This is a genomic window from Streptomyces sp. NBC_00996 (assembly GCF_045162675.1).
GTDB lineage: Bacteria > Actinomycetota > Actinomycetes > Streptomycetales > Streptomycetaceae > Streptomyces.
On record NZ_CP108723.1, the window covers coordinates 3,999,869 to 4,021,853 of the forward strand.

Sequence of the window (21,985 nt, forward strand, 5' to 3'; positions counted from 1 at the left end):
GCGTCAGCCGCCCGACGGCACCGCCGGGAACGCCTCCTGCGGGGTGGCCGTCGGCGTGTACCGCTGGACGGTGGCGCTGCTCGTGGTGGTCGTCGGCACCAAGTCCTTGTGGATGGCCTTGGCCACGTTCTGGATGGTGGTGACGCCGTAGCTCATGGTGCTGTTGCCGTGCGTGAGCACCGTGATCATGTAGTCGTGACCGGCCCCGTTGAAGGTGCCGACGCTGTGCACGCGCCAGCCGTGCGTGGAGCGCTGCAGCCAGCCGTTCTTGACGTGCACGGACACGGACGAGGGCGCCCCGGCCGGCGTACCCCAGCGCTGCGAGGAGATGACCTGGCCCATGAGCTTGAGGATGTACGCGCGGGAGTTGTCGCTCAGCACCGTGTTCTTGGCGGTGATGAGCTTGAGCAGCTTCTGCTCGTCGGTCACGGTGATCTGGGTCAGACCCCAGTAGCCGTTCGCGCCCGGCACGGTCCGGGTCATGCCGGCCGCGGCGATGAAGCCCTTGATCTTCGTCATGCCCAACTGCTTCCACAGGGCGGTGGTCGCGTTGTTGTCCGACTGGGTGATCATGGCCTTGGTGAGGGAGACCTCACGGTCGGTCAGGTAGCGGTTGTGCTTCTTCGCGTCCCACAGCAGCGTGGCGAGAACGGTCACCTTCACGACACTGGCGGAGTCGAAGGCGGTGCTGCTCCGCAGGGTGCACGTCGTCCTGGTGGTGCGGTCGTAGAGGCCGACCGCGACCGTGCCGCGGCGGTTCGCGAGCGCCGCGGTGATGTCGTGCTGCAGCTTGGCGGCCAGGCCCGCCTGGGCCGACGTACAACTGACTGTCGGTGTCGTCGCAGCGGCGGCGGGTGCCGCGGCCGCCACGAACGGCACGATCACTCCGGCCCCGAGGCTCGCTGCGAGCACACGGGTACCCCGGGACATCCGGTGAGTCATGGAGGCTTCCCATCCCCTTGAACCGATACGAATGCGCCACGGGCGCACTCGCCTCCCTTGACTCGCAGGGGTGGCCGAAAGTTGTACGTGCGTTCCCCAGGGCGGGGTTCGGGGTAGTGAGGAGCGGGAGCAACGGCGAACGCGATCACGTCCACCTGCTCGTGCACTACCCGCCCAAGGTCGCCATCTCCCGACTCGTCGGCTCCCTCAAAGGTGTCTCCGCCCGGCGCCTGCGGCAGGAGTTCCCCGGCCACATCCGCAAGTCCCTGTGGGGTGAGCACTTCTGGTCGCCGTCCTACTTCGCCGCCTCGTGCGGGGGCGCCCCGCTCGCCGTCATCAAGGAATACATCGAAAATCAGAAACCTCCCGGCTGAGGTCAACAGCGCAGACCCGTGCACCCGCGCGGGTCAGAGCAGCGCTAAGAAGCGCTTCCTCCCGGGCGTGAACGCCCGGGGTTCCGCGCTAGATCATGCTGAACTGACGCCCACGCACGCCGAAGGGCCTCTGCCCCTTTCACCTCCGGGGTGGGGCCTTTTGGCATGCCACATCGCGTACACAACAAGCGACTTGCCGGTTTCCGACACGCAACCGACACGTCCCGTTCATTCCCTGAAACGCATGTCCATGTCACGCTCCGGTTGCCGCTCATTCAACCCGCGTAGAATGGACACCCCCCACCATGCCCGCCACGCACATACGCCGATGGAAGACGCTGGCGCTGACCACCTCCGCCGTGCTCGTCGGCCTCACCCTGCCGACGATGACCGCGACACCGGCGAGCGCCACGACGACCGCGTACGACAGCACGTACTACAAGAACGCTGTCGGCAAGACCGGCACGAGCCTCAAGTCCTCGCTGCACACCATCATCAGCAGCCAGTCGAAGCTCTCGTACTCGGCGCTCTGGGACGCCCTGAAGGTCACCGACCAGGACCCGAACAACAGCAGCAACGTGATCCTGCTGTACTCCGGCCTCTCCCGCAGCAAGACCCTCAACGGCGGCGACACCGGCGACTGGAACCGCGAGCACGTGTGGGCCAAGTCCCACGGCGACTTCGGCACGGCGACCGGCCCCGGCACCGACCTGCACCATCTGCGCCCGGCGGACGTACAGGTCAACAGCGTCCGTGGCAACAAGGACTTCGACGAGGGCGGCAGCGCGGTCAGCGGAGCGGCCGGAAGCTACACCGACTCCGACTCGTTCGAGCCGCGCGATGCCGACAAGGGCGACGTGGCCCGCATGATCCTCTACATGGCGGTCCGTTACGAGGGCGACGACGGCTTCGCCGACCTCGAGCCCAACGAGAAGGTGAACAACGGAAGCAACCCGTACATCGGCAAGCTCTCCGTACTCAAGCAGTGGAACGACGAGGACCCGCCGAGCGCGTTCGAGGAGAAGCGCAACCAGGTCATCTACGACACCTACCAGCACAACCGCAACCCGTTCATCGACCACCCGGAGTGGGTCGACGCGATCTGGTAGCCCTTGCTGTGGCTGAACTCCCCTATTTATTTATACGGGGAGTTCAGCCCGACTTACCGAATATCGCCCATCCAGAGTCGCCGCCCCAGCTCGTCGAGGTCCGCCCGCCGCTCCTCGTACTCGGGCAGCGCCATCCGCAGCAGCCGCCAGAAGTCCTCTCGGTGCCCGGACACTTTCACGTGGGCCAGTTCATGTGCGATGACGTAGTCGATCAGATGCATGGGCAGCTGGAAGAGCGGCCAGCCGAGACTCATCAGCCCTTTGGCGCCCGCCCTGTCCTGCGGCGGCCTATAAGAACCCCACCGGTCCCCCAGGTCCCGCACCTCGACTTCCGGCTCGGTCACACCCATGCGAGCTGCCCAGGGCTGGAGCCGATGTCCCGTCCAGTTCCGACCAGCCCGGCAGTACCAGTCGACGAGCGCTGCCCGCCCCGCCCGCGGCTCCGCCGCCAGGTCCGGGCCCATGACAAGGCGCCCCGCAATCAACCGGACCCCTGCAGCCGCCCCCTCCTCACCGGAAACGGCCAGCCGATACGTCCGCCCCAAATAGCGGAAGACCTCTCCGTCGGCGAGCTGTTTGACGGGGCTGAGCGGGCGAGTGCGCTCCCGCTCCCGCCGCTTGGTCAGCAACCAGTCCCGGTGAGCTCGTACGAACTGCTCCGCCTCGGCCGTCGAACGCCCGGCAGGGGTGTGCAGAGTGAGGGTCGCGTCAGTCTCGACAGTCAGTGCAAACCGTTTCCTGCGGGCGCTGGCGCGCACGCGCAGAGCCAACCCGTCCACTGTGATCAGGGCTTCAGAGGGAAGCGTCCAGCCGTGGAGCAGCATGTCGGTGGCGGCGAGGTTCGCGTGCACGACGCCCTTGCCGAGGGTGAGGGAGGCAAGCTCGCTGACCGCCCGCCGGATATCGTCCTCGCCCATCCAGGGCTGACCGTCACTGCCCCGGAGGTTGATCCGCCTCAGCGCGGGCCCGAGCTGGTCGACGAGTAACGGCACAGTCGCGTCAAGCGTGTCCAACTCCACGCCCGGGACGTGCGTCCACCCCATGGCCTCCAACTGCGCGACTAACGGCCGCTCCACCTCGTCCCGCTCGACGTGCACCACCACGGCCCCGCGCCTCTCCGTACGTCCCTCTGTTCCCCGGAGATCCATTCTGCGCCCAGGGGGCGGGGTAAGGGGAAGGGATCCGGGCGTAGGACATGACTGAGCGCGCGGACGTACGAGGCTTTGTGGCGGTACGTCCGCGCGCTCGGCGGGGGCGGGCGGGTCAGGTGCCGGGGTCTTCTTCAGGGGCGGCGCCGTAGCCCTCTTCATCGTGGGGCACGGGGAGGCGGGCTCCCCTGCTCCGCGCGATGCGGTGCACGTCGTGGAGCGATTCGGTCAATCGGGCGGCGAGGAAACGGAGTTGGGGTGCGGTGGCCTTGCCGTCCCCGAGGAGATCGGCGGCGTGGTCGAGAAGGTCGTCGGCCATGTCGAGCTGGACGGTTTCGACGTTGTCGGCAATGCGGGAGAGATGACCGGTACCGGTGTCGTCGGTGAGGAGGTAGCAGGGGTTGCCCTCGAGGTTGGACCAGGGGAGGAGACGTGGCCGACTGACTGTGGTGGCGGCGACGTCGCGGCTCTCGTAGATCATGCGGCGGCCACCTCGTTGCCCTGGATTCGGCGCGGGCCGACGTCGACACCGTGAATGCGCCGTGGCCCTACGTCGACGCCGTGCACGGCAAGCCAGAGGACCCGGCGCCGGGCGCGTTGCTGCTTGACGTGCTCGCGTTGTTCGTGGGCGAGGAGGTAGGGGCGGACGAGTCGGGAGTCCTCGCCGCGGAGGGGGGTCTCATGCGGGGAGGGGCGACGGCTGGGTGCGACGGGGGCAGCAGGTACGAGAGTGAGCGGCGCCCCTCCGCCGGCGAGGTGCCGGTGACGCCCGGAGGCGGGCCACAGCAGCCACAGCAGCGGCTCGATGAGGCGGGCGATATGGTGCAACACGTCTTCAACTCCAGTGTGGTTGAGGGCCATGCCCCCGGGCCGTCGCTAGCGGTCGCGGGGGTCCTTCCTTTCGGCCGAGATCACTCGGCGCCTGTGCAAGAGGTAACCGCTCGGACACTCTCCGCAGGTACCGTTGGAAGACGGTGGGACCGTGAACGCCGTGAACGCCGTCGTTGAACACCATGCAGGCCGTAGGGAGTTGAGGACATGGCACGGAAGCGCACCCCCAACCGCGCCCTGGACAACCTGCTTGACCAGGCGCGATGGACCAGGACCCAGCTCGCACAGCAGGTGAACCGCCTCGGCCCTCAGGCAGGACTCGACCTCACGTACGACCGCACCGCAGTCGCGCACTGGATTGCAGGGGTCCAGCCAAAGCCACAGGTCAGGGTCCTGATCGTCGAGGCCCTCTCGGCTCGGCTGGGACGACCCGTCACCCACGCAGAAGCCGGCCTGGAACCCGCCCCGTCACTCATGAGGTCCCAAACCGCCGACACTGTCGAGGAGCTGATCGACCTCGGAAGGGCAACAATGGATCCGTCCCGCCGCAGTCTGCTGACTGCCACGGTTTTCTCTGCCGCTCTGTCAGTACCCGCATTCACCCTCCCCGCGCGAGCGGCGGCCGAATCTGTGACTCCTGGCAGAAAGACGGTTCGTATCGGCTCTTCACAGGTGCAGTCGATCCGCACCATGACCGACCGGATCGCGGACATCCTCGACGAACTCGGCGCCGGGCACGCGATGCCCATGGCGTCCGCATTCCTCGTGAACACCGTCGGTCCCTGGCTCCAGGCACAGGCCACGGAATCCGTCCGCAAGGACATGTTGGCCGCCGCGTCCGACCTCACGTACCTGACCGGCTGGATGGCCATGTACGAGAAGGCCCACGGCCTCGGACAGCGCTACTACGTCCAAGCCCTCGGCCTGGCTCGCGAGGCGGAAGACCACGTCACCTACTGCAGGACCCTGCGCGGCATGTCCCTCCAGGCCTCCAACCTGGGCTACGGTCCCAAGGCCCTGGAACTCGCGGACTCAGCAGCAGAAGCAGCCCCCTCTGCGGGCCCGCGTCTCGTGGCCTTCCTACGCGGCCAGCAGGCCCACTCCGCGTCCATGGTGGGCCTGAAGCAACAGGCCCACACCCGCCTGAAAGAGGCAGAAGACGCACTATCGAAGGCGGACAACCGCAGGGATGCGATCGGTGGCTACGACCAGACCGCGTACCTCTTCCACGTCTCCCACGTTCTGTACGAGGAGAAGGATTTTGCAGGCTCGATCAAAGCCCTGAAACAGTCGATCCGCCTTCAGCCGAAACAGGAACGCCAGGGCCGCGTGCACTCCTACGCTCTCCTCGCGCAACGGCAGCTATACCTCGGCCACTTGGACGCAGCCTGCGAGAGCTGGTCACGATTCCTGGACGAGTACGAACACATCTCGTCCATCCGCGGTGACGACCACTTCCGCACGATGAGCACGGAACTGCGCCGACACTCGACTTCCCGCCCCATGCGAGAACTTGCACTCCGCGCACGCGATGTGGCTGCGGCCAAGGCTGCCTGAGGTTGGCAGATTTCAGGAACGTCGACGCGTGCGCCGAGCGACAGTGATGGACTACGAACGCGACGCGTGACCGAATCATCCTGAACGAGACAAAGCTAAACAACTGGCGGAAGTCCTACTACGGCGGCAGCGAGGGCAGTAGCTGCCTAGACCCGTACTTCGCGGGTCGTTGATTCGTATGGTTTGGGCTCTGGAGCGGTGTCCCGGGCGGTCCTGTGGCGTTGGATCGGGTGTGTCGATGACTTCCCGGTCCCCCCGGCCACGGTCTGAGCGTCAGCGCCTGGAGTGCGTGGTGACGTCCGTGGTGGAGAAGCGTCTGGGCGCTCTGCCTGTCGCTGCCGAGTTTCTGCGCCGGCTGGACGTGGTCGGGATCGTCGATGAGCTGTGCCCCGGTGGCGCGAGCGCGCACCTGACACACGGCCAGGTCGTCGAGGCACTGGTCGCGAACAGGCTCACCTCGCCTATGCCGCTGTTTCGGGTCGGCGACTGGGCCCGGGTCTGGGCCGTGGAAGAGGTGTTCGGCATCGAGCCGGCCCTGCTCAACGACGACCGCCTGGCCCGTGCCCTGGACGCGATCGCCCCGCACCTTCAACAGCTCGCGGGCACGGTGGGCGCGCGGGCGATCGCCGAGTTCGGCATCGACGTGAGTCGGCTGCACTGGGACATGACCAGCATGTCCGTCCACGGTGCCTACCTTGAGGACGACCAGGACGACCAGTTCCCGGTCATCAAGTACGGGCACCCCAAGGACCGCCGCACCGACCTGAAGCAGGTGCAGGCCGGTCTCGCGGTCACCGGCGACGGCGGGATTCCGGTGCACACGCGCGTCTTCGACGGCGGGGCCGCCGAAGTCGCGCAGGTCGTCGGCGCGATGAAGGACCTGCGCAAGCTCGCCGGGGAGCAGGAGTTCCTGATGGTCGCGGACGCCAAGCTGGTGTCCTACCCGAACATCACCGCCCTGCTTCAAGCGAAGGTCCCGTTCATCGCGCCCGTCCCGGCCGCCCAGATCAAGGACGGTGTCTACGCTGCCCTCGGCCTGGAACAGGCGGCGGTCGTGGACTGGGTCCCCGAGAGGGACGCGGGCAAGGACCCGGCCGAGCGGGAGGTCTACCGGGTGCTGGAGGACGTCCACACCCTCGCGGGCCCGCGCAAGCGCGACCCGGTGCTCACCCTGCGGCGGATCCTGGTCCACTCCACAGCGAACGCGGCAGGCCAGCGGGCCGCCCGCGCCAAACGGCTGGCCAAGGCGGCCGAGGACCTGGACAAGCTCGCCCGCGCGGCGGGCGGACGGCACTACAAGACGGCCGAGAAGGTCGCCGCCCGCGCCGGGATGATCGCCGCCAAGCGCCGCGTCACCGGCTGTCTGCACTGGCACGTGCACGAGGACGACGCCGGCACGCCGTCGCTGGAGTGGTCCTTCGACCAGGACGTGCTCAGCGCCGAAGCGAAAGCCGACGGCTGGTACGCGCTGATCACCCCACTCACCGCCGAGCAGGCCACCCCGGCCCAGGTCCTGATCCACTACAAGGGCCAGGGCGCGGTCGAGCGCCGCTACGCGGACTTCAAGGGCCCGCTCGCCGTCACCCCCATCTTCGTCCAGCACAACCGCCGCGCCGCCGCCCTGATCCAGGTCATCTGCCTGGCCCTGCTGGTCTTCTGCCTGATCGAACGTCAGGTCAGACGGGCCCTGGGACCCGAGCAGACCATGGCCGGGCTCTACCCGGACAATCGCAGAGTGCGGCCCACCGGCCGGATGATCCTCTACCACCTCGGCGAGCTCAACCTGCGGATCGGCAACGTGACCGACCCGCCGACCGTGCAGATCACCCGCGGCGTCCAACTCCACCTCCTCGAACTCCTCAGCGTCCAAGTCACACAAACCCGCTGGCCACAGACCTGAACCGGTGACCCGCGAAGTACGGGCCTAGAGGTCCTGGACAACCACCCGGCAGATGTCCCTATCCGCAGCTCCAAGACTCCTCAGGGGCCTGAGCCGACCTTCCTTTCGACCGTTTGGATATCGTTCATTGCAGCGGTTCAGAACGGAACCATCCCCACCTGATCACTCCTTACCACGATTTGTCTGGTCTTCGCCCCACTGAACAGGTCGACCGTCGTTCACTCACGCTGCCACAGCGGCAACCGCAACCTGCCCCGACAACAGATCGTCCACAAGGCCCAGCATGAGTTCGCGAAGCTTGTTCAACTCGCTGTTTTCACGCCCGATCTGCTCGTCGCACGCCTCCAACGTCGCTACGATGCGCCGTTGTTCTGCCAGGTCGGCCGGGAGATGGATCTCCAGCTCTCGCAGCCGGGACGGATTCACATTCACCTGATCCCGGCGCTCCCCCTCCGCGTCCAACTCCTCCCGCGCCCGGAACAACCCCGGCGGTTCCTCCCCCAGCGTCGGCGGATCGCTCGGGTACGGATACCGGTGGAAGTCCGCCTCAAGGCGCTTGATGCCCGCAGCGGCCTTCGTGCGCGCCTTCTTCACCTTCGCCAGCTCAGCCGTAAGCTGGGCCAACTCCTCGACGGTCAGGACAACTTCCTCCGACTCATCCTCGCCATCGGACGAGTCACCGTCGGCTTCCGGCTCCTCCCCGCTCCCGGAAAGCCGCGCACTCAGCTCCTTGAACCGCGCATCCCCCTCCGCCTTCCGCGCATCCGCCTCCGCCAGCTCCTCCAGGAACCGGGGAGCAATGGCGCCAACCGCCTTGTGGTCGTACGCCTGACGCCGCTCCGCCGCTGTCCTCGTACGCAGCTTCTTCGTCCGTGCGTCCTGTTGAGGCGAAAGCATCGTGTCGACGTTCTCGACCCACCCGTCGACGACGCCCCCGAATCCGTTCTCCGACAACGCGAGCAGGTCGTACTTCGCGTCCCACCACCAACCCGCGACCGGCCCCCGCCAACGCATACCGGTCCAGCAGCCCAACCCGGCCCAGCCGTTCCCCGAACGACGCCATCAACTGCCCCCGCACCGCCATCAAAGCGGCCTTGCGCTCGGAGGACGTAGACGTAGCGAGAGTCTCAGGTGTGGCCGCCACCACCTCCAACCGGCGGGCAGCCGATTCCTCCCACCACTTGCCGAACTCCGCCCGCAACGCCTCCTCCCGAGGCCGGGCCAGCTCGCCCAGCTCAGGACGGCCGCCCGCCGCCTCATCCCGGAAGTCCACATACGCCGGGTCCGCCGGCTCCCGCTCCACGAACAGATCGGTCACCCCGATCCCGTACGAGTCGAGCAGCGGCTTCTTCGCCTCGATCTCCGCGCGCGGCACCCCGCCTACCAGATGCGCCCGCACATCCTGCGGCTCGGGCGGCGGCGTGTTGTCCACGTACCGGCGGATGTTGAGGTTGTGGTCGTTGGCCGCGAGTTCCTCGCGGGTGACGATCCGCGAGAAGCCGGGTACCTCCGCGTACGCGTGGTGAACAGCACCTTCCCCTCCCGCGCCGGGTCCTTCCGACCCGGCGGGCGGAGCACCAGGATGCAGGCCGGGATCCCGGTCCCGTAGAAGAGGTTCGGAGCGAGGCCGATGACCGCCTCGATGGCGTCCTTCTCCAGCAGCTCCGTACGGATGGCCTGCTCACCGCCGCCCCGAAACAGCACTCCATGGGGCATGACCGTGATCACCATGCCGCCGCGAGAGCCCTCACGCTTGGCCTCCCACAGCATGTGCTGGAGGAACATCAGATCGGCCTTGCCGCGCTCGCTCGTTTTCCCGTACTTGGCACGCTCAGCGGGATGTGCCAGGTCCGCGAGGGCGTAGTCCAGAGAGAACGGCGGATTGCTGAGCACCCCGTCGAAGCGGTCCTCGTCCGAGCGCGGAACATGCGCCGGCTGCGAGAGCGTGTCCCCCGTGGTCAGGTCGAAGCGGCGCACCCCGTGCAGCACCATGTTCATCGTCGACATGATCCAGGAGCTGGAGTTGGCGTCCTGTCCGGCGAAGAACATCGACGACGTGTCGCCGCCGTGCTCCTCCACGTACTCCGCCGCGTGGATGAGCATGCCGCCCGAGCCGACGCACGGGTCGTAGATCCTCATGTTCTCGGTGGGGGCAAGGAGTTCGACCATCATGCTGACCACGGCGCGCGGGGTGTAGAACTCGCCGCCCTTGCGTCCGGCCGTGTCCGCGAACTCCTTGATCAGGTACTCATAGGCGGCACCGATCAGGTCGGGGAACTCGAAGTCCTCCGTACGCAGCCGGATCCGCCCGAAGTGTGCGATGAGGAGTTTGAGACGCTGGTCGGCAAGCTTGGCCGCGCCGGAGGCGGCGCCCGATCCACCGATGCGGTTGAAGTCGAGGTGATCGAAGAGGCCCTTGAGCTTGGTGTTCTGCTTCTCAAGCTCTTGGAGCGCGGGACGCAGGGTCATCTCGTTGATGTTGTGGGTGGCCGCGGAGACCTCGTGCCAACGGGCCTTCTCCGGCACGTACAGGACATCACGTTTGCGGTAGGGGCCTGCCTGCTCCAGGTAGCCAGGAAGGTCTTCGTCGCTGAGCTTCAGCTCCTCGACCGCGTACTCCCTGAGCCTGTCCCTGGCCGCCTCGAACTCGTCATTGGCCCGCTTCAGGAAGAGCAGCCCGAAGATGTAGTCCTTGTATTCGGAGGCGTCCATCGTGCCGCGCAGAATGTCTGCGGCGGCCCACAGATGCCGTTCCAGCTGGGCGAGCGTGAGCTTGGCCACGTGCGACTCCCTACGACCCGACCTGAGATAACGGAGAGACTTTATTGCCCGGCCGGGGCCATATCGAAATCAGCGCGTACTTGTGGCCGCCGGGGTCAGTACGTGTCGATGTGCAGCGCCTTCTCCACGAACTCATGCACGTCTGTGTACGGGTCCCTGTCCCACTTGTCCACATGTGCTGCGTGCTGGTTGTTCATCCGCTCGGCGTTCTTCCGCGCCGCCTTGTAGCGACCCAGGACCTGGTGCGGCAGGACGACCTTGGGAGTCCTCGCGTCCTGGGAGCCTCGCTGGAACGGGAGCCGGTCGGCCGCCCCGTCGCACACCCCGGCGAACGAGCCGCTGACCGGCTTGTAGTGGGCAAGGCGCCACACCTCGAAGCACGGATGCGAGAAGGCGACTCCGATGCCCGCCGCCTCCGCCTGCTCCAGGGCGTCGCGGATGTACTTGTATCTGTCGTGATCGAAGAGGCACCAGACTTGAGGCAGGTACTTCGCGTCCACTTTGGCTCGCTTCGCCTTGCGGTCCTCTTCGCGCTTCAGCTTGATCGCCTGCTCGACGAGGTCGAGCGGCTTGCGCCCGCTGTCCGCCTTGCGGTTGGCGATGTGCATCTCCACCTGGACCTCGTCGGCGAGTGGGACGCCCTGGTCCTTGAGGATGTCGAGATACGAGGGCTCGGTCACCTTGCCCTCGGTGAAGATGAAGACCTGGCGCCTGCGCTGTCCGCCCCGCCGGGCCGGACGCTCCCACGAGTCCTTGCCCTTCTGCGCCCGCCCCATCAGTCCCGCCCCGCCCGGTCCGCTCCATCGTCTGTCTCGTCGTACGTGCCGGCCTCGCGCGCCACGAGCAGCCGCCGTGCGATCTGCCCCTCCAAAAGAGCCGGAACCCCGCCAAAGACGCCCGCGAGATAGGACTGCGTGAGGTCCTCGTCCTCGCCCAGCTCCACATCGGTGAGCGGATACAGCTCGGTCGCCCCGTCCTTGTCCTTCTGCGTCAGCCACACCTGCTCCGGGTCAAGGAGCCGCTCACCGCTTGGCGTGGTGAGGACCGTCGCGTCGTGCGTCGTGAAGACAAGCTGAGCACCCGTGGGGTTCGCATGCGGGTCGTGGAAGAGCCGAACGACCTCTGCGGCGAAGCGGGAATGCAGGCTCGAGTCGAGTTCGTCGACGAGCAGGACCGCGCCTTCGTCGAGGGCGAGGAGCAGGGGGCCGAGGAGGGCGAACCAGGAGCGGGTGCCGAGGGATTCCTCCTGCCAGTCGAAGGACACGTCCCCGGCCACCGAACGGTGCGTCAGCTTCACCGCGTCCTGGCCAGGGCCGTCCTGGACGACCGTCGCTCCGGTGATGCCGAGGTCAGCGACCCGCAGCAGCTCCTGGATCCGAGTAGCCCTCGGCCCTGACAGTTCCTTCGTGGTGTACCGCGCGCGCTCGTCCCGCTCGGCCTCAGGGTTGATCATCCAGAAGTTGCGGCGGAACCAGTGGAAGAGCGTAGAGAGCTGCGGGTGGTTGTCTGTGCCGGCCGTGGAGAGCAGCAGTGCGTTCGGCCGCGTACGTCGTTCGAGCTGGGCCCGGTCCCTGACACGGCTGCCGGGCCATCTGAAGACGTTCGACCGGGAGGCGTCACGGTCGAGCCATTCCTGACGGCGGCCAAGTGGATAGCTGTGCAGCCATTCGGACTCGATACGGGTGGCGCCGAGCTCGAAGCCGTACGTCCAGCGGACCGAGTCGATGACGACATCGACCTCGAAGAAGGAGGGTTCGCTCTCGCTCTTCGGGTTCAGGGCGAAGACGTGGCGCGGGATGCCTTCGTAAGAGGCCCAGCGTGCATAGGAGTTGAGGACCGCGTTGCGCATGTCGGTCATCGCTAGCAGCAGGTTCGACTTACCGGAGGCGTTGGCCCCGAAGACGCCGATCAGCGGAAGGACTGAGAGGGATCCGCCACCTGCAAGATCCACCGGATTCGCCGACCCACCTTGTGCGTCGCCAGGCGCGACGAAGGACAGCTCCTGCTCGTCTCGCAGGGACCGTACGTTCGCGACGCGGAACCTCAGCAGCACGCTGTCCTCCTCTCAGGGCTCAGAGTAATGGCCGCATCTGACATCGGCCCGGCCGGGGACGCCTGCGACCTCACGGAACATATCCCGTGAAGGTCACCGCGAACAGCCGATCAGGTGATCAGTCCGAGCCCAGATGGGTCGGGGCGAACATCCGCAGTACGGCCGGGAGCAGTACCACCGAAGGGCCGGGGCTTGCCAGGGCCTTGGCCAGGTCCTCCTCCAGAGTCTCGGGGGTCGTGCGGACCCCCGGGACGCCGAACGACTCCGCGAGGGCGACGTAGTCCGGGCGGGCCAGCTCCGTCGCCGTCGCCTGGCCGAAGGTGTCGGTCATGTACTCGCGCAGGATGCCGTAGCCGCCGTCGTCGACGATCAGCCAGGTGACGTTCAGGTCGTACTGCCTGGCCGTCGCCAGCTCGGCGATCGAGTACAGCGCGCCGCCGTCGCCGGAGACCGCGAGGACCGGGCGGGTGGGGTCGGCGGCGGCCGCCCCGAGCGCGGCCGGGAAGCCGTAACCGAGGCCGCCCGCGCCCTGGGCGGAATGCATGGTGTTCGCGTCGCGCGCGTCGAAGGCGGACCATGCCCAGTAGGCCAGGATCGTCATGTCCCAGAAGGACGGCGAGTCGTCCGGGAGGGCCCGGCGCACCGACGCCAACACGTCCTGTTCCAGGGTGAGTTCCTGGGAGGCGATGCGCTCGGCGACGTTCTCCAGCACCGTGCGTACGCGGTCTGCCGCCGTCGGATCGGTGCGCTCCTCGACCGTCTCCAGCAGTGCCGACAGCGCGAGGCGGGCGTCCGCGTGGATGCCCAGCGCCGGGTGGTTGGACTCCAGTTTGCCGAGGTCGGCCTCGATCTGGACGACCCGGCCGCGGGGCTTGAACGTGTGGTAGTTCGAGGAGAGTTCGCCGAGGCCCGAGCCCACCACCAGGAGGACGTCCGCGTCCTCCAGGAAGTCCGTGGTGTGGCGGTCCTCCAGCCAGGACTGGAGGGAGAGCGGATGGTTCCAGGGGAAAGCGCCCTTGCCGCCGAAGGTGGTGACGACGGGGGCGTTCAGCTTTTCGGCGAGCTGAAGGAGCTTTCCGGACGCGTCCGCGCGGACGACACCGCCGCCCGCGATGATCGCGGGACGGGCGGCGCGGGACAGCAAGTCGGCAGCGACCGCGGTCAGTTCGGGGCGCGGGAGCACGTCCTCCGGGGTGGCGTCCATCGCCGACACCACCGGCAGGTGGGTCTCGGCGAGAAGGACGTCCTGCGGGATCTCCACCCACACCGGGCCGTGCGGGGCGGTCAGCGCCGACTCCCAGGCGGCCGCGATCGCCGACGGGATCTGCGACTGCGTACGCACCGTGTGAACCGACTTCACCACGCCCCGGAACGACGCCTGCTGGTCGGGAAGTTCGTGCAGATAGCCGTGGCGGCCGCCGCCGAGCCCCGCGGTGGGGATCTGGCTGCTGATCGCGAGGACGGGCGCGGACGCCGCCGCCGCTTCCTGCAGCGCGGCCAGCGAGGTCAGTGCCCCGGGGCCGGTGGAGAGCAGCAGCGGGGCCGCCTCACCGGTGACCCGGCCGTACGCGTCCGCCGCGAACCCGGCGTTGTTCTCGACGCGCAGGCCGATGTACTGCAGTGAGGACCGGCGCAGCGCGTCGAACATGCCCAGCGCGTGCTGGCCGGGCAGGCCGAAGACGGTCGTCGCGCCGAGACCGGTGAGGGTCTCCACGACCAGGTCTCCGCCGCTGCGGCCGGTGGGAGGGTTCAGCGCGGCCTCCGTCTGCGCCGCCGTGGGACGGAGTACCAGGTCGTGGTCGTGGGTCACTTCGAGCGAGCCTCAGCAATCTGACGGGACATGATCGTGGTCAGTTCGTACGCCGTGTGGGACGCGGCGACGGCGGTGATCTCGGCGTGGTCGTACGCGGGGGCGACCTCGACGACGTCGGCCGAGACCAGGTTGCAGGACGCCAGCCCGCGCAGGATCTCCAGGAGTTCGCGGGAGGTCATGCCGCCCGCCTCGGGCGTGCCGGTGCCGGGCGCGTGCGCCGGGTCGAGGCAGTCGATGTCGATGGAGATGTAGAGCGGACGGTCGCCGATGCGCTGGCGCAGCTGGTCGGCCACCTCGTCGGCGCCGCGGCGGTAGATGTCCGCGGAGGTGACGATGCCGAAGCCCATCTTCTCGTCGTCGGTGAGGTCCTGCTTGCCGTAGAGCGGGCCGCGGGTGCCGACGTGCGAGAGGGCCGAGGTGTCGAGGATGCCCTCCTCGACGGCGCGGCGGAACGGGGTGCCGTGCGTGTACTCGGCGCCGAAGTACGTGTCCCAGGTGTCGAGGTGCGCGTCGAAGTGCAGCAGCGCGACCGGGCCGTGCTTCTTGGCGACGGAGCGGAGCAGCGGCAGGGCGATGGTGTGGTCGCCGCCGAGGGTCATCAGACGGGCCCCGGTGCCGAGCAGCTCGTCGGCCGCCGCCTCCACCGTCTCCACGGCCTCGTTGATGTTGAACGGGTTCGCCGCGATGTCACCGGCGTCCGCGACCTGCGCGAGGGCGAAGGGGGAGGCGTCCTGCGCCGGGTTGTAGGGGCGCAGCAGCCGGGACGCCTCGCGGATCGCGTTGCCGCCGAAGCGGGCGCCCGGCCGGTACGAGACGCCGGAGTCGAACGGCACTCCGACCACGGCGACGTCGGCGGTGCCGACCTCGTCGAGGCGCGGCAGCCGGGCGAAGGTCGCGGGGCCCGCGTACCGCGGGATGCGGGACGAGTCGACGGGCCCGCGGGGCGTCTCGTTGCTGCTCATGATGAATTGCCTTCCTTCTTACACGCCATCGCGTATGTACAGCTATGCACACCAATGTGCTACTAGGACGACTCTACTGGTGGGCCGGGACCGGTTCGGGCAAGGGTTCGGGGGTGCGACCCGCGAGGCGCTCGCGCCAGGCGGCCAGTACGGCTGCCTCGGTCGGCTTGGTGGACAGCGACACCACCACATAGGCGGCGAGCGAGGACAACAGCCCGTAGTAGACCGGCTCGTTCGCCAGGATGCCGTACGTCGCCATCAGGCCGATGACCGCGAGGCCGCCGGCGACGACGGAGGCGAGCGCGCCGGCCGCCGTGCCGCGCTTCCACAGCAGTCCGCCGAGGATCGGCACGAGCAGACCGCCGACGAGCAGGTTGTACGCGACGGTCAGCGCCTCTACGACATTGTTGAGCGCGATCGCCGTACAGATCACCGCGACACCCATGATCAGGATGAAGGCGCGGTTGCCCTTGACCTCGTCGTGCTCCTCACCGTCGCGCTTCACCACCCCGCGCAGCTTCGCCCAGATGTCGTTGTTGGCGACGGTGGCGCAGGCGATGAGGGCACCGGAGGAGGTGGACATGACGGCCGCGAGCGCCGCGGCGAGCACCAACCCTCGTACGCCGACCGGAAGTTCGTCCTTGACGATGGTGGCGAAGGCGGTGTCGGTGTTGGGCAGCGTCGGGTACATCACCTTGGCCGCCGTACCGATGACGGCGCCGGCGAGGGCGTACACCAGGCAGTAGGTACCCGCGACGGTGCCGCCCCACTTGGCAGTCTTGTCGCTGCGGGCGGTGAAGACGCGCTGCCAGATGTCCTGGCCGATCAGCATGCCGAACGTGTAGATCAGCACGTACGTGAAGATCGTCTCGCCGCCGATGCCCAGCGGGTCGAAGTACTCGGTGGGCAGCTTGGCCTTCATCTCGCTGAACCCGCCGGCCTTGATGACGGCGATGGGGAGCAGGAGCAGCAGCACACCCACGGTCTTGACGACGAACTGCACCATGTCGGTGAGGGTGATCGACCACATGCCGCCGAGCGTCGAGTACGCGACGACGATCGAGCCGCCGAGGATGATCGCGAGCGTCCGGTTCATGTCGAAGAGGACGTCGAAGATCGTGGCGTACGCGATGGTCGAGGTGACCGCGAGCATGAGGGTGTACGCCCACATGACGACGCCGGAGATGACCCCGGCCCGGCCGCCGTAGCGCAGGTCCAGCATCTCGGAGACGGTGTAGACCTTCAGGCGGGCGATACGGGCGGAGAAGAACACGGAGAGGGCGAGAAGCCCGAGGCCGATGGTGAACACCATCCAGGCGCCCGAGAGCCCGTACTGGTACCCCAGCCCGACGCCGCCGATGGTGGACGCGCCACCGAGGACGATGGCGGCCATGGTCCCGGAGTACATGGCGGGGCCGAGCCGTCGGCCCGCCACGAGGAACTCACTCTTGGACTTGGCGCGGCGCATGCCCCACCAGCCCATGGCCAGCATGCCGGCCAGATAGACGACGATCACTGTGTAGTCGACGGCCATGTGGGGCCCTCCTTCGCGCACTCTCGGTGGCGTGTCGTGCAGATGTAAACCGGGGGGACGCGGCCGGGAGCGATGTCCGGCCGGGAGACCGGCAGCGGATCGCGGGGACATACGCCCGTACCCGCGGCTGCCGACGTCACTGACCCTAGGTGGCCGGAAAGCGACTCTGAAGTGTACGTTTCATCCACTGCCGCTGAACCGGATGGAGGGAACGTCCACCATGCCGGACACATCCAACCCGTCCGCCCCACCTGTCCCACCGACCCCACCGGTCCCGCTTTCCGCTCTCCTGGCGCGGGAGGACCTGGGCCTGCGCCAGATCGCGGGCCCGTCGGACCCGCGCACCGTGATCCACTGGGCGCACACGTCGGAGATGGCCGACCCGTACCCGTATCTGCTGGGCGGCGAGCTGCTCCTGAGCGCCGGGGTCCACATCCCCGACGCGGCGGGTTCGGGCACGTATTTCGACGACTACGTGTCCCGCATCGTCGCGGCGGGCGGCGCGGCACTCGGCTTCGGCCTGGCCCCGGTCCACGACACGGTTCCGAGGGCACTGGTCGCGGCCTGCGACGCGCACGGCCTCCCTCTCCTGGAGGTCCCACCCCAGACCACCTTCTCCGGCGTGGCCCGCGCCGTCTGGCAACTCATGGCCCAGGCCCGCCTGGCGGAACTGCGCCGCGTCACGGAGGCCCAGCAGAGCCTGGCGGCGGCCGCGGCCCGCCCGGACCCGGTACCGGCGGTGCTGCGACAGCTGGCGCAGCGGGTGGGGGGCTGGACGGTGCTGTACGGGCCGGACGGGGTCGAACTGGCCCGGGCCGGGAGGGTGGCCGAGGCGGCCCCGTCCGGGAGTACCCCCGTGGCACGGGCCCTCGCCGAGCTGGCCGCCGTCGTGCGACCCGGGGAGGGGAGAACCGCTCCCTCCTCGGCCACCGACACCGTCGGCGGTGTCCATCTCTCCGCCTACGCCCTCGGGGCCGGGCAGGGCTTCGTGCTCGGGGTCGGGGCTCCGCACCGGGAACCCGGCGACCACACCATCGCCTCCGTGGCATCGGTCCTGCTCTCGCTGCTCACCGGAGAGCACCGGAGCGGGAGCGGGGCGGCGCGGCTCGCGGCGCTCGTGCGCGTACTGCTGGGCGCCTCCCCCGAGGACGTGGCGCCGCTCCTCGGCGGCGAACGATGGGTCGTCGTGCACGCGCGCCCCGCCGGGGACGGCCCCGCACCGGACGCCGTCGCCGCGTCCGCGCTGGGGGCGGCGCTGGGTTCCACGCTGGTCGACGCGGGCGGCGACGTCGTACGCGTCCTCATGCCCGGCGACCGCGAGCCCACCGTGCAGGCGGGCTGGACGTGCGGGGTCAGCGCACCGGTCGGCCCGCACGAGTGGGCGGCCGCCGACACCCAGGCGGCCCGCGCCCTGGCCCGGGCCCGCGCGACCCGGGCACCGCTGGTCCGCCACGGCGAGCGCCCCGCCCTCGCGGACCTCGTCCCCCCGGCCGACGCCGAGACCCACGCCCGCGCCCTCCTCGCTCCCATCGCCGCTACCCCCGCCCTCACCGAAACCCTCCGCACCTGGCTCTCCCTGCACGGCAGTTGGGACCGCACAGCCGTGGCCCTCTCCGTCCACCGCAACACCGTCCGCCAACGCATCGCACGGTGCGGGGCGTTGCTGGGGGCGGACCTCGACGACCCTGATGTACGGATGGAGTTGTGGTTTGCGTTGCGGGAGGGGTGACGGGGCGCGGGGGCCAGGGGGCGCGAGGCGCCGGGGGCGCGGGGGGCCAGCGGGCGAGAGCTCCAGCTCGGGGCCAAGAGGCCAAGAGGCCGCGAGGTTGCAAGCCCGCAAGGCCATGAGGCCGCAAGGCCGCAAGCCCATGAGGCCGCGAGGCCGCGAGGCCGCGAGGCCGCGAGGCCGCGAGGCCGCGAGGCCGCGAGGCCGCGAGGCCGCGAGGCCGCGAGGCCGCGAGGCCGCGAGGCCGCGAGGCCGGCTTTCCAAGTGACCGAGTCGGGCGGGTGGGTGGGAAACACCGCCGCGGAGCGGCGGGGAGCGCCCGCGGCAGGAGGCGGTAACAAGGCACCCGAGCCCAGAGGGAAGCACCGCCGCGGAGCGGCGGGGAGCGCCCGCGGCAGGAGGCGGTGACAAGGCACCCGAGCCAGAGAGAGGCACCGCTGCGGAGCGGCGGGGAGCATCCGCAGCGGGCGGCGGCGACAAGACACCCCGCATCCGCCCCGCGCCGTACCGCCGAGTGACCCGTGTCCCACGGTTCAGGACACTCGCCCGAGGAACGGAGCGCACCGGCACAATGGGGGGCATGCCGATACCCGGGACCCCCAGCCGCGCCGAGCTCGTCGAACACCTCGTAACGACCCGTATCGCGGGCGACGTAGCCACGCCCCGCGAGAACAACCTCTCCCACTACCGCAAGCTCGCGAACGGCGACCGCAATTTCTGGCTCGGCCTGGAGCTCGGGGACCGCTGGACCGACGAGCAGGACGTCCTCGCGGTGATGGCGGAGCGGTGCGGCGTGAGCGACGACCCGGAGTACCGGTACGGGCAGGACACCATCGACCCGGAGCTGACGGTTGACGCCCTGGAGCGTGCCGCGGCCCGGCTGCGCAAGGCGGCGGACGGCGAGCAGCGGGTGCTGTTCGCCACCGGCCACCCCGGCGGCCTCCTCGACGTGCACCGCGCCACCGCCGCCGCCCTGCGCACCGCCGGCTGCGAGATCGTCGTCATCCCGGACGGGCTGCAGACGGACGAGGGGTACGTCTTCCAGTTCGCGGACGTCGCGGTCCTGGAACACGGCGCCACGCTGTGGCACACCCACTCGGGTGAGCCGATGCGCGCGATCCTCACCGGCCTGGAGCGGGAGGGCCGCCCCCTGCCCGACCTGGTCGTCGCCGACCACGGCTGGGCGGGCTGCGCCGGCCAACTCGGCCTCGACTCCATCGGCTACGCCGACTGCAACGACCCCGCCCTGTTCCTCGCCGAGGCGGAAGGCACCGTCCAGGTGACGATCCCCCTGGACGACCACGTCAAGAGCCCCCGGTTCTACGACCCGATGACGGCGTACCTGCTCGCGGCAGCGGGACTCGCGTAAGTCCCGCAAGCTCCGCCCAAGTCCCGGCAGGCCACGTCCAGTTCCCGTCCAAGTCCTTACTGGAGCCCGGCGATCGACGCGGGGGCACGCTCCACGCGGGCGAGCCCCCGGATCACGTCCACCGCCCCGTGCCGGCGCACCGCCAGCCGGGCGAGCAGCTCGACCACGGGCGCGGTCACGCGCTCGGGGAACTCCGGGGTCGGCAGACCCACGCTGCACGCCAAGTCATCGGCGTGGACGACCAGTTCCATCAGCCGGGTGAGCAGGAAGTCGTCGAGGTCGAGGGACCAGTCGCCCCACGACGTCATCCGGATCGCCCGCCCGGCGGGCACCTGGGGAAGTTCGGCGTCCAGCCACCCGACCGCCTCCCGCACCCGCGCGAGGAGCGCCCCGTGCCCGTCGACGGCCGTCGCCTCGCCCCCTTTGCGGATCCGCACATTGACCGCGCCGTCGACACCGGCGTCCAGCCAGGTCACCCGCTCCAGGTAGTACTCCCGCAGGGACACCACGGGTTCCCTGGGCTCCGGCTCCGCGAGCAGCTCCGGAAGGGCCAGTTCCTGCCATGCGGTGTGCCCGGCCAGGCCCCCGACGCTGAAGTCCCGCAGCGCGCTGGGCTTTCCCCAGGCTGCCGCGACGGCCGGCTCGGCGACCAGCTCGGCCACGGTCCCGGCCGCCTCCAGGAAGGCCTCCCGGATCCGTCCCGCGCGCCAGTTCCACGACTCTTCCGTACGGCTCATACCGCCCCCTCGGGTCCGCGACGTGAGGCCGTCGATCCTCGCACCCGCTCCCGGCCCGGCCCAGATCCAATCCCGTACAACTGGACCACGGGACCCGCGAGACCACAGGACCCGCGGGACCACGGAACCCGCGGGACCCCGCACAACTGGACCGCGGGCTTACCTCAACCGGCCCATCACGGCCAGGGATTCAGCCCTTCCGTCCGCCGCTGCGCATACCCCGGCGTCGGATCCAGATACACCCGGATCACCGCCGGGAACACCTCCCGCAGCCGCTGTTCCGCCTGCTCACAGGCCCATTCGATCTGGGCCGCGGTCGACACGTCCCTGAAGTCGACCTTGGCCGCGATCAGCGCCTCCCGTGGCCCCTGCACCAGCGTCGTCAGCTCCAGTACGGCCTCCACGTGCTCCACGGCCAGCAGTTCGGCCCGGATCCGCTCCCGCATCGGCTTGGGCAACGGCCGCCCGATCAGCAGCTCGGCGTTGGAACGGCCCAGCACCCAGGCGACGTACAGCAGGAGTGCGCCGATGCACAGCGACGCGATGCCGTCCCAGACGCCGGAGCCGGTGAGCTGGCCGCCGAGCAGGCCGCCCGCGGCGAACACGAGACCGATCAGCGCGGCCGAGTCCTCCATGAGCACGGCCTTCACGGCGGTGTCCGGCGTGTGGCGCAGGTATCTCTTGAAGGGCGCCCCGAGGCGCGCCGCCTCGCCCCGCGCCTGCCGTACCCCGGTCCGCAGCGAAAAGGCCTCCAGCACGAACGCGACCGCGAGCACGATGTAGGAGACCAGAGGACCGCCCGGCTTCTCGCCCGCCACGAGGGTGTGGATGCCGTCGTAGATCGAGAACACCGCGCCGCCGACGAAGGTCGCGACCGCCGCGAGCATCGCCCAGATGTACCGCTCCGGGCCGTAGCCGAGCGGATGGTCCTCGTCCGCCGGTTTCTCGCTGCGCTTCAGCGCGGTGAGCAGCAGCACCTCGGTGACGGTGTCGGCGACGGAGTGCGCGGCCTCGGACAGCATCGCGCTGGATCCGCTGATCACTCCGGCGACGGCCTTCGCCAGCGCGATCCCCAGATTGGCGACGGCGGCGACGATCACCGTGAAGGTGCTCTCGCCGCCGCCGTTCTGCTCTGCCGCTTCAGCCATA

The 21,985-nt window shown here is 69.1% G+C and carries 18 protein-coding genes and 1 pseudogene; 6 read left to right on the forward strand and 13 right to left on the reverse strand.

Features of this window, described 5'->3' with window-relative positions; translation table 11 throughout:
* Positions 1 to 3: 3 nt before the first annotated feature.
* The gene (locus tag OG390_RS18900; RefSeq protein ID WP_406177740.1) at positions 4 to 930 is read right to left on the reverse strand and encodes a serine hydrolase; all 927 of its coding nucleotides are present in this window, start codon (positions 928 to 930) and stop codon (positions 4 to 6) included.
* Between the two features lie 143 nt (positions 931 to 1,073).
* Between OG390_RS18900 and tnpA the strand changes: the two are divergent.
* Together tnpA and OG390_RS18910 are read left to right on the forward strand one after the other, a co-directional pair.
* A pseudogene (gene tnpA / locus OG390_RS18905) lies at positions 1,074 to 1,316 on the forward strand (IS200/IS605 family transposase); the annotation flags it as partial.
* Positions 1,317 to 1,621: 305 nt separating this feature from the next.
* Positions 1,622 to 2,425, forward strand: coding sequence for an endonuclease I family protein (locus tag OG390_RS18910; RefSeq protein WP_406169411.1), 804 nt, complete (start codon positions 1,622 to 1,624; stop codon positions 2,423 to 2,425).
* Between the two features lie 53 nt (positions 2,426 to 2,478).
* Here OG390_RS18910 and OG390_RS18915 read toward each other — a convergent pair whose 3' ends face one another.
* The 3 genes from OG390_RS18915 to OG390_RS18925 form a co-directional block, all read right to left on the reverse strand.
* Positions 2,479 to 3,528 (reverse strand): YgjP-like metallopeptidase domain-containing protein, encoded by a 1,050-nt coding sequence (locus OG390_RS18915; RefSeq protein ID WP_406169413.1) that lies wholly within the window; start codon positions 3,526 to 3,528, stop codon positions 2,479 to 2,481.
* 160 nt (positions 3,529 to 3,688) lie between these two features.
* On the reverse strand, positions 3,689 to 4,054 hold the full coding sequence (locus tag OG390_RS18920) for a hypothetical protein (RefSeq protein WP_406169415.1): 366 nt from the start codon (positions 4,052 to 4,054) through the stop codon (positions 3,689 to 3,691).
* The gene (locus tag OG390_RS18925) at positions 4,051 to 4,404 is read right to left on the reverse strand and encodes a hypothetical protein (RefSeq protein WP_406169417.1); all 354 of its coding nucleotides are present in this window, start codon (positions 4,402 to 4,404) and stop codon (positions 4,051 to 4,053) included. Before OG390_RS18925 ends, OG390_RS18920 begins: the two co-directional genes overlap by 4 nt.
* Positions 4,405 to 4,611: 207 nt before the next feature.
* On the opposite strand from OG390_RS18925, the gene OG390_RS18930 reads away from it, so the two are divergent.
* A complete protein-coding gene (locus tag OG390_RS18930) occupies positions 4,612 to 5,961 on the forward strand; it encodes a tetratricopeptide repeat protein (RefSeq protein WP_406169418.1) in 1,350 nt (449 codons plus the stop codon).
* A 292-nt stretch (positions 5,962 to 6,253) separates the two neighbouring features.
* Complete coding sequence (locus tag OG390_RS18935; protein WP_406169420.1) at positions 6,254 to 7,861, forward strand: IS1634 family transposase; 1,608 nt, start codon at positions 6,254 to 6,256, stop codon at positions 7,859 to 7,861.
* A gap of 222 nt (positions 7,862 to 8,083) precedes the next feature.
* On the opposite strand, the gene OG390_RS18940 is transcribed toward OG390_RS18935, so the two are convergent.
* The 7 genes from OG390_RS18940 to OG390_RS18970 form a co-directional block, all read right to left on the reverse strand.
* A complete protein-coding gene (locus OG390_RS18940; protein ID WP_406169422.1) occupies positions 8,084 to 8,815 on the reverse strand; it encodes a restriction endonuclease subunit S in 732 nt (243 codons plus the stop codon).
* A gap of 426 nt (positions 8,816 to 9,241) precedes the next feature.
* A complete protein-coding gene (locus OG390_RS18945; RefSeq protein ID WP_406169424.1) occupies positions 9,242 to 10,642 on the reverse strand; it encodes an N-6 DNA methylase in 1,401 nt (466 codons plus the stop codon).
* A gap of 95 nt (positions 10,643 to 10,737) precedes the next feature.
* Positions 10,738 to 11,418 (reverse strand): RloB family protein, encoded by a 681-nt coding sequence (locus OG390_RS18950; protein ID WP_406169425.1) that lies wholly within the window; start codon positions 11,416 to 11,418, stop codon positions 10,738 to 10,740.
* The gene (locus OG390_RS18955) at positions 11,418 to 12,695 is read right to left on the reverse strand and encodes an ATP/GTP-binding protein (protein ID WP_406169428.1); all 1,278 of its coding nucleotides are present in this window, start codon (positions 12,693 to 12,695) and stop codon (positions 11,418 to 11,420) included. Before OG390_RS18955 ends, OG390_RS18950 begins: the two co-directional genes overlap by 1 nt.
* 118 nt (positions 12,696 to 12,813) lie before the next feature.
* Positions 12,814 to 14,505 (reverse strand): thiamine pyrophosphate-binding protein, encoded by a 1,692-nt coding sequence (locus OG390_RS18960; protein WP_406169429.1) that lies wholly within the window; start codon positions 14,503 to 14,505, stop codon positions 12,814 to 12,816.
* Positions 14,502 to 15,470: an agmatinase gene (gene speB, locus OG390_RS18965; RefSeq protein WP_189184904.1), complete on the reverse strand. Its 969-nt coding sequence runs from the start codon at positions 15,468 to 15,470 to the stop codon at positions 14,502 to 14,504. Before speB ends, OG390_RS18960 begins: the two co-directional genes overlap by 4 nt.
* 73 nt (positions 15,471 to 15,543) lie before the next feature.
* A complete protein-coding gene (locus OG390_RS18970; RefSeq protein ID WP_406169431.1) occupies positions 15,544 to 17,004 on the reverse strand; it encodes a sodium:solute symporter in 1,461 nt (486 codons plus the stop codon).
* Positions 17,005 to 17,206: 202 nt separating this feature from the next.
* On the opposite strand from OG390_RS18970, the gene OG390_RS18975 reads away from it, so the two are divergent.
* Entirely contained in the window at positions 17,207 to 18,733 is a 1,527-nt protein-coding gene (locus OG390_RS18975; RefSeq protein ID WP_406169432.1) for a PucR family transcriptional regulator ligand-binding domain-containing protein, read from the forward strand.
* A gap of 577 nt (positions 18,734 to 19,310) precedes the next feature.
* On the forward strand, positions 19,311 to 20,099 hold the full coding sequence (locus OG390_RS18980; protein ID WP_399075000.1) for a phosphatase: 789 nt from the start codon (positions 19,311 to 19,313) through the stop codon (positions 20,097 to 20,099).
* Positions 20,100 to 20,155: 56 nt separating this feature from the next.
* Here OG390_RS18980 and OG390_RS18985 read toward each other — a convergent pair whose 3' ends face one another.
* Both OG390_RS18985 and OG390_RS18990 read right to left on the reverse strand, forming a co-directional pair.
* Positions 20,156 to 20,836, reverse strand: a complete 681-nt coding sequence (locus tag OG390_RS18985) for a maleylpyruvate isomerase N-terminal domain-containing protein (RefSeq protein WP_406169433.1) — start codon at positions 20,834 to 20,836, stop codon at positions 20,156 to 20,158.
* Between the two features lie 176 nt (positions 20,837 to 21,012).
* Positions 21,013 to 21,984, reverse strand: a complete 972-nt coding sequence (locus OG390_RS18990) for a cation diffusion facilitator family transporter (protein WP_406169435.1) — start codon at positions 21,982 to 21,984, stop codon at positions 21,013 to 21,015.
* Position 21,985: the final 1 nt, after the last annotated feature.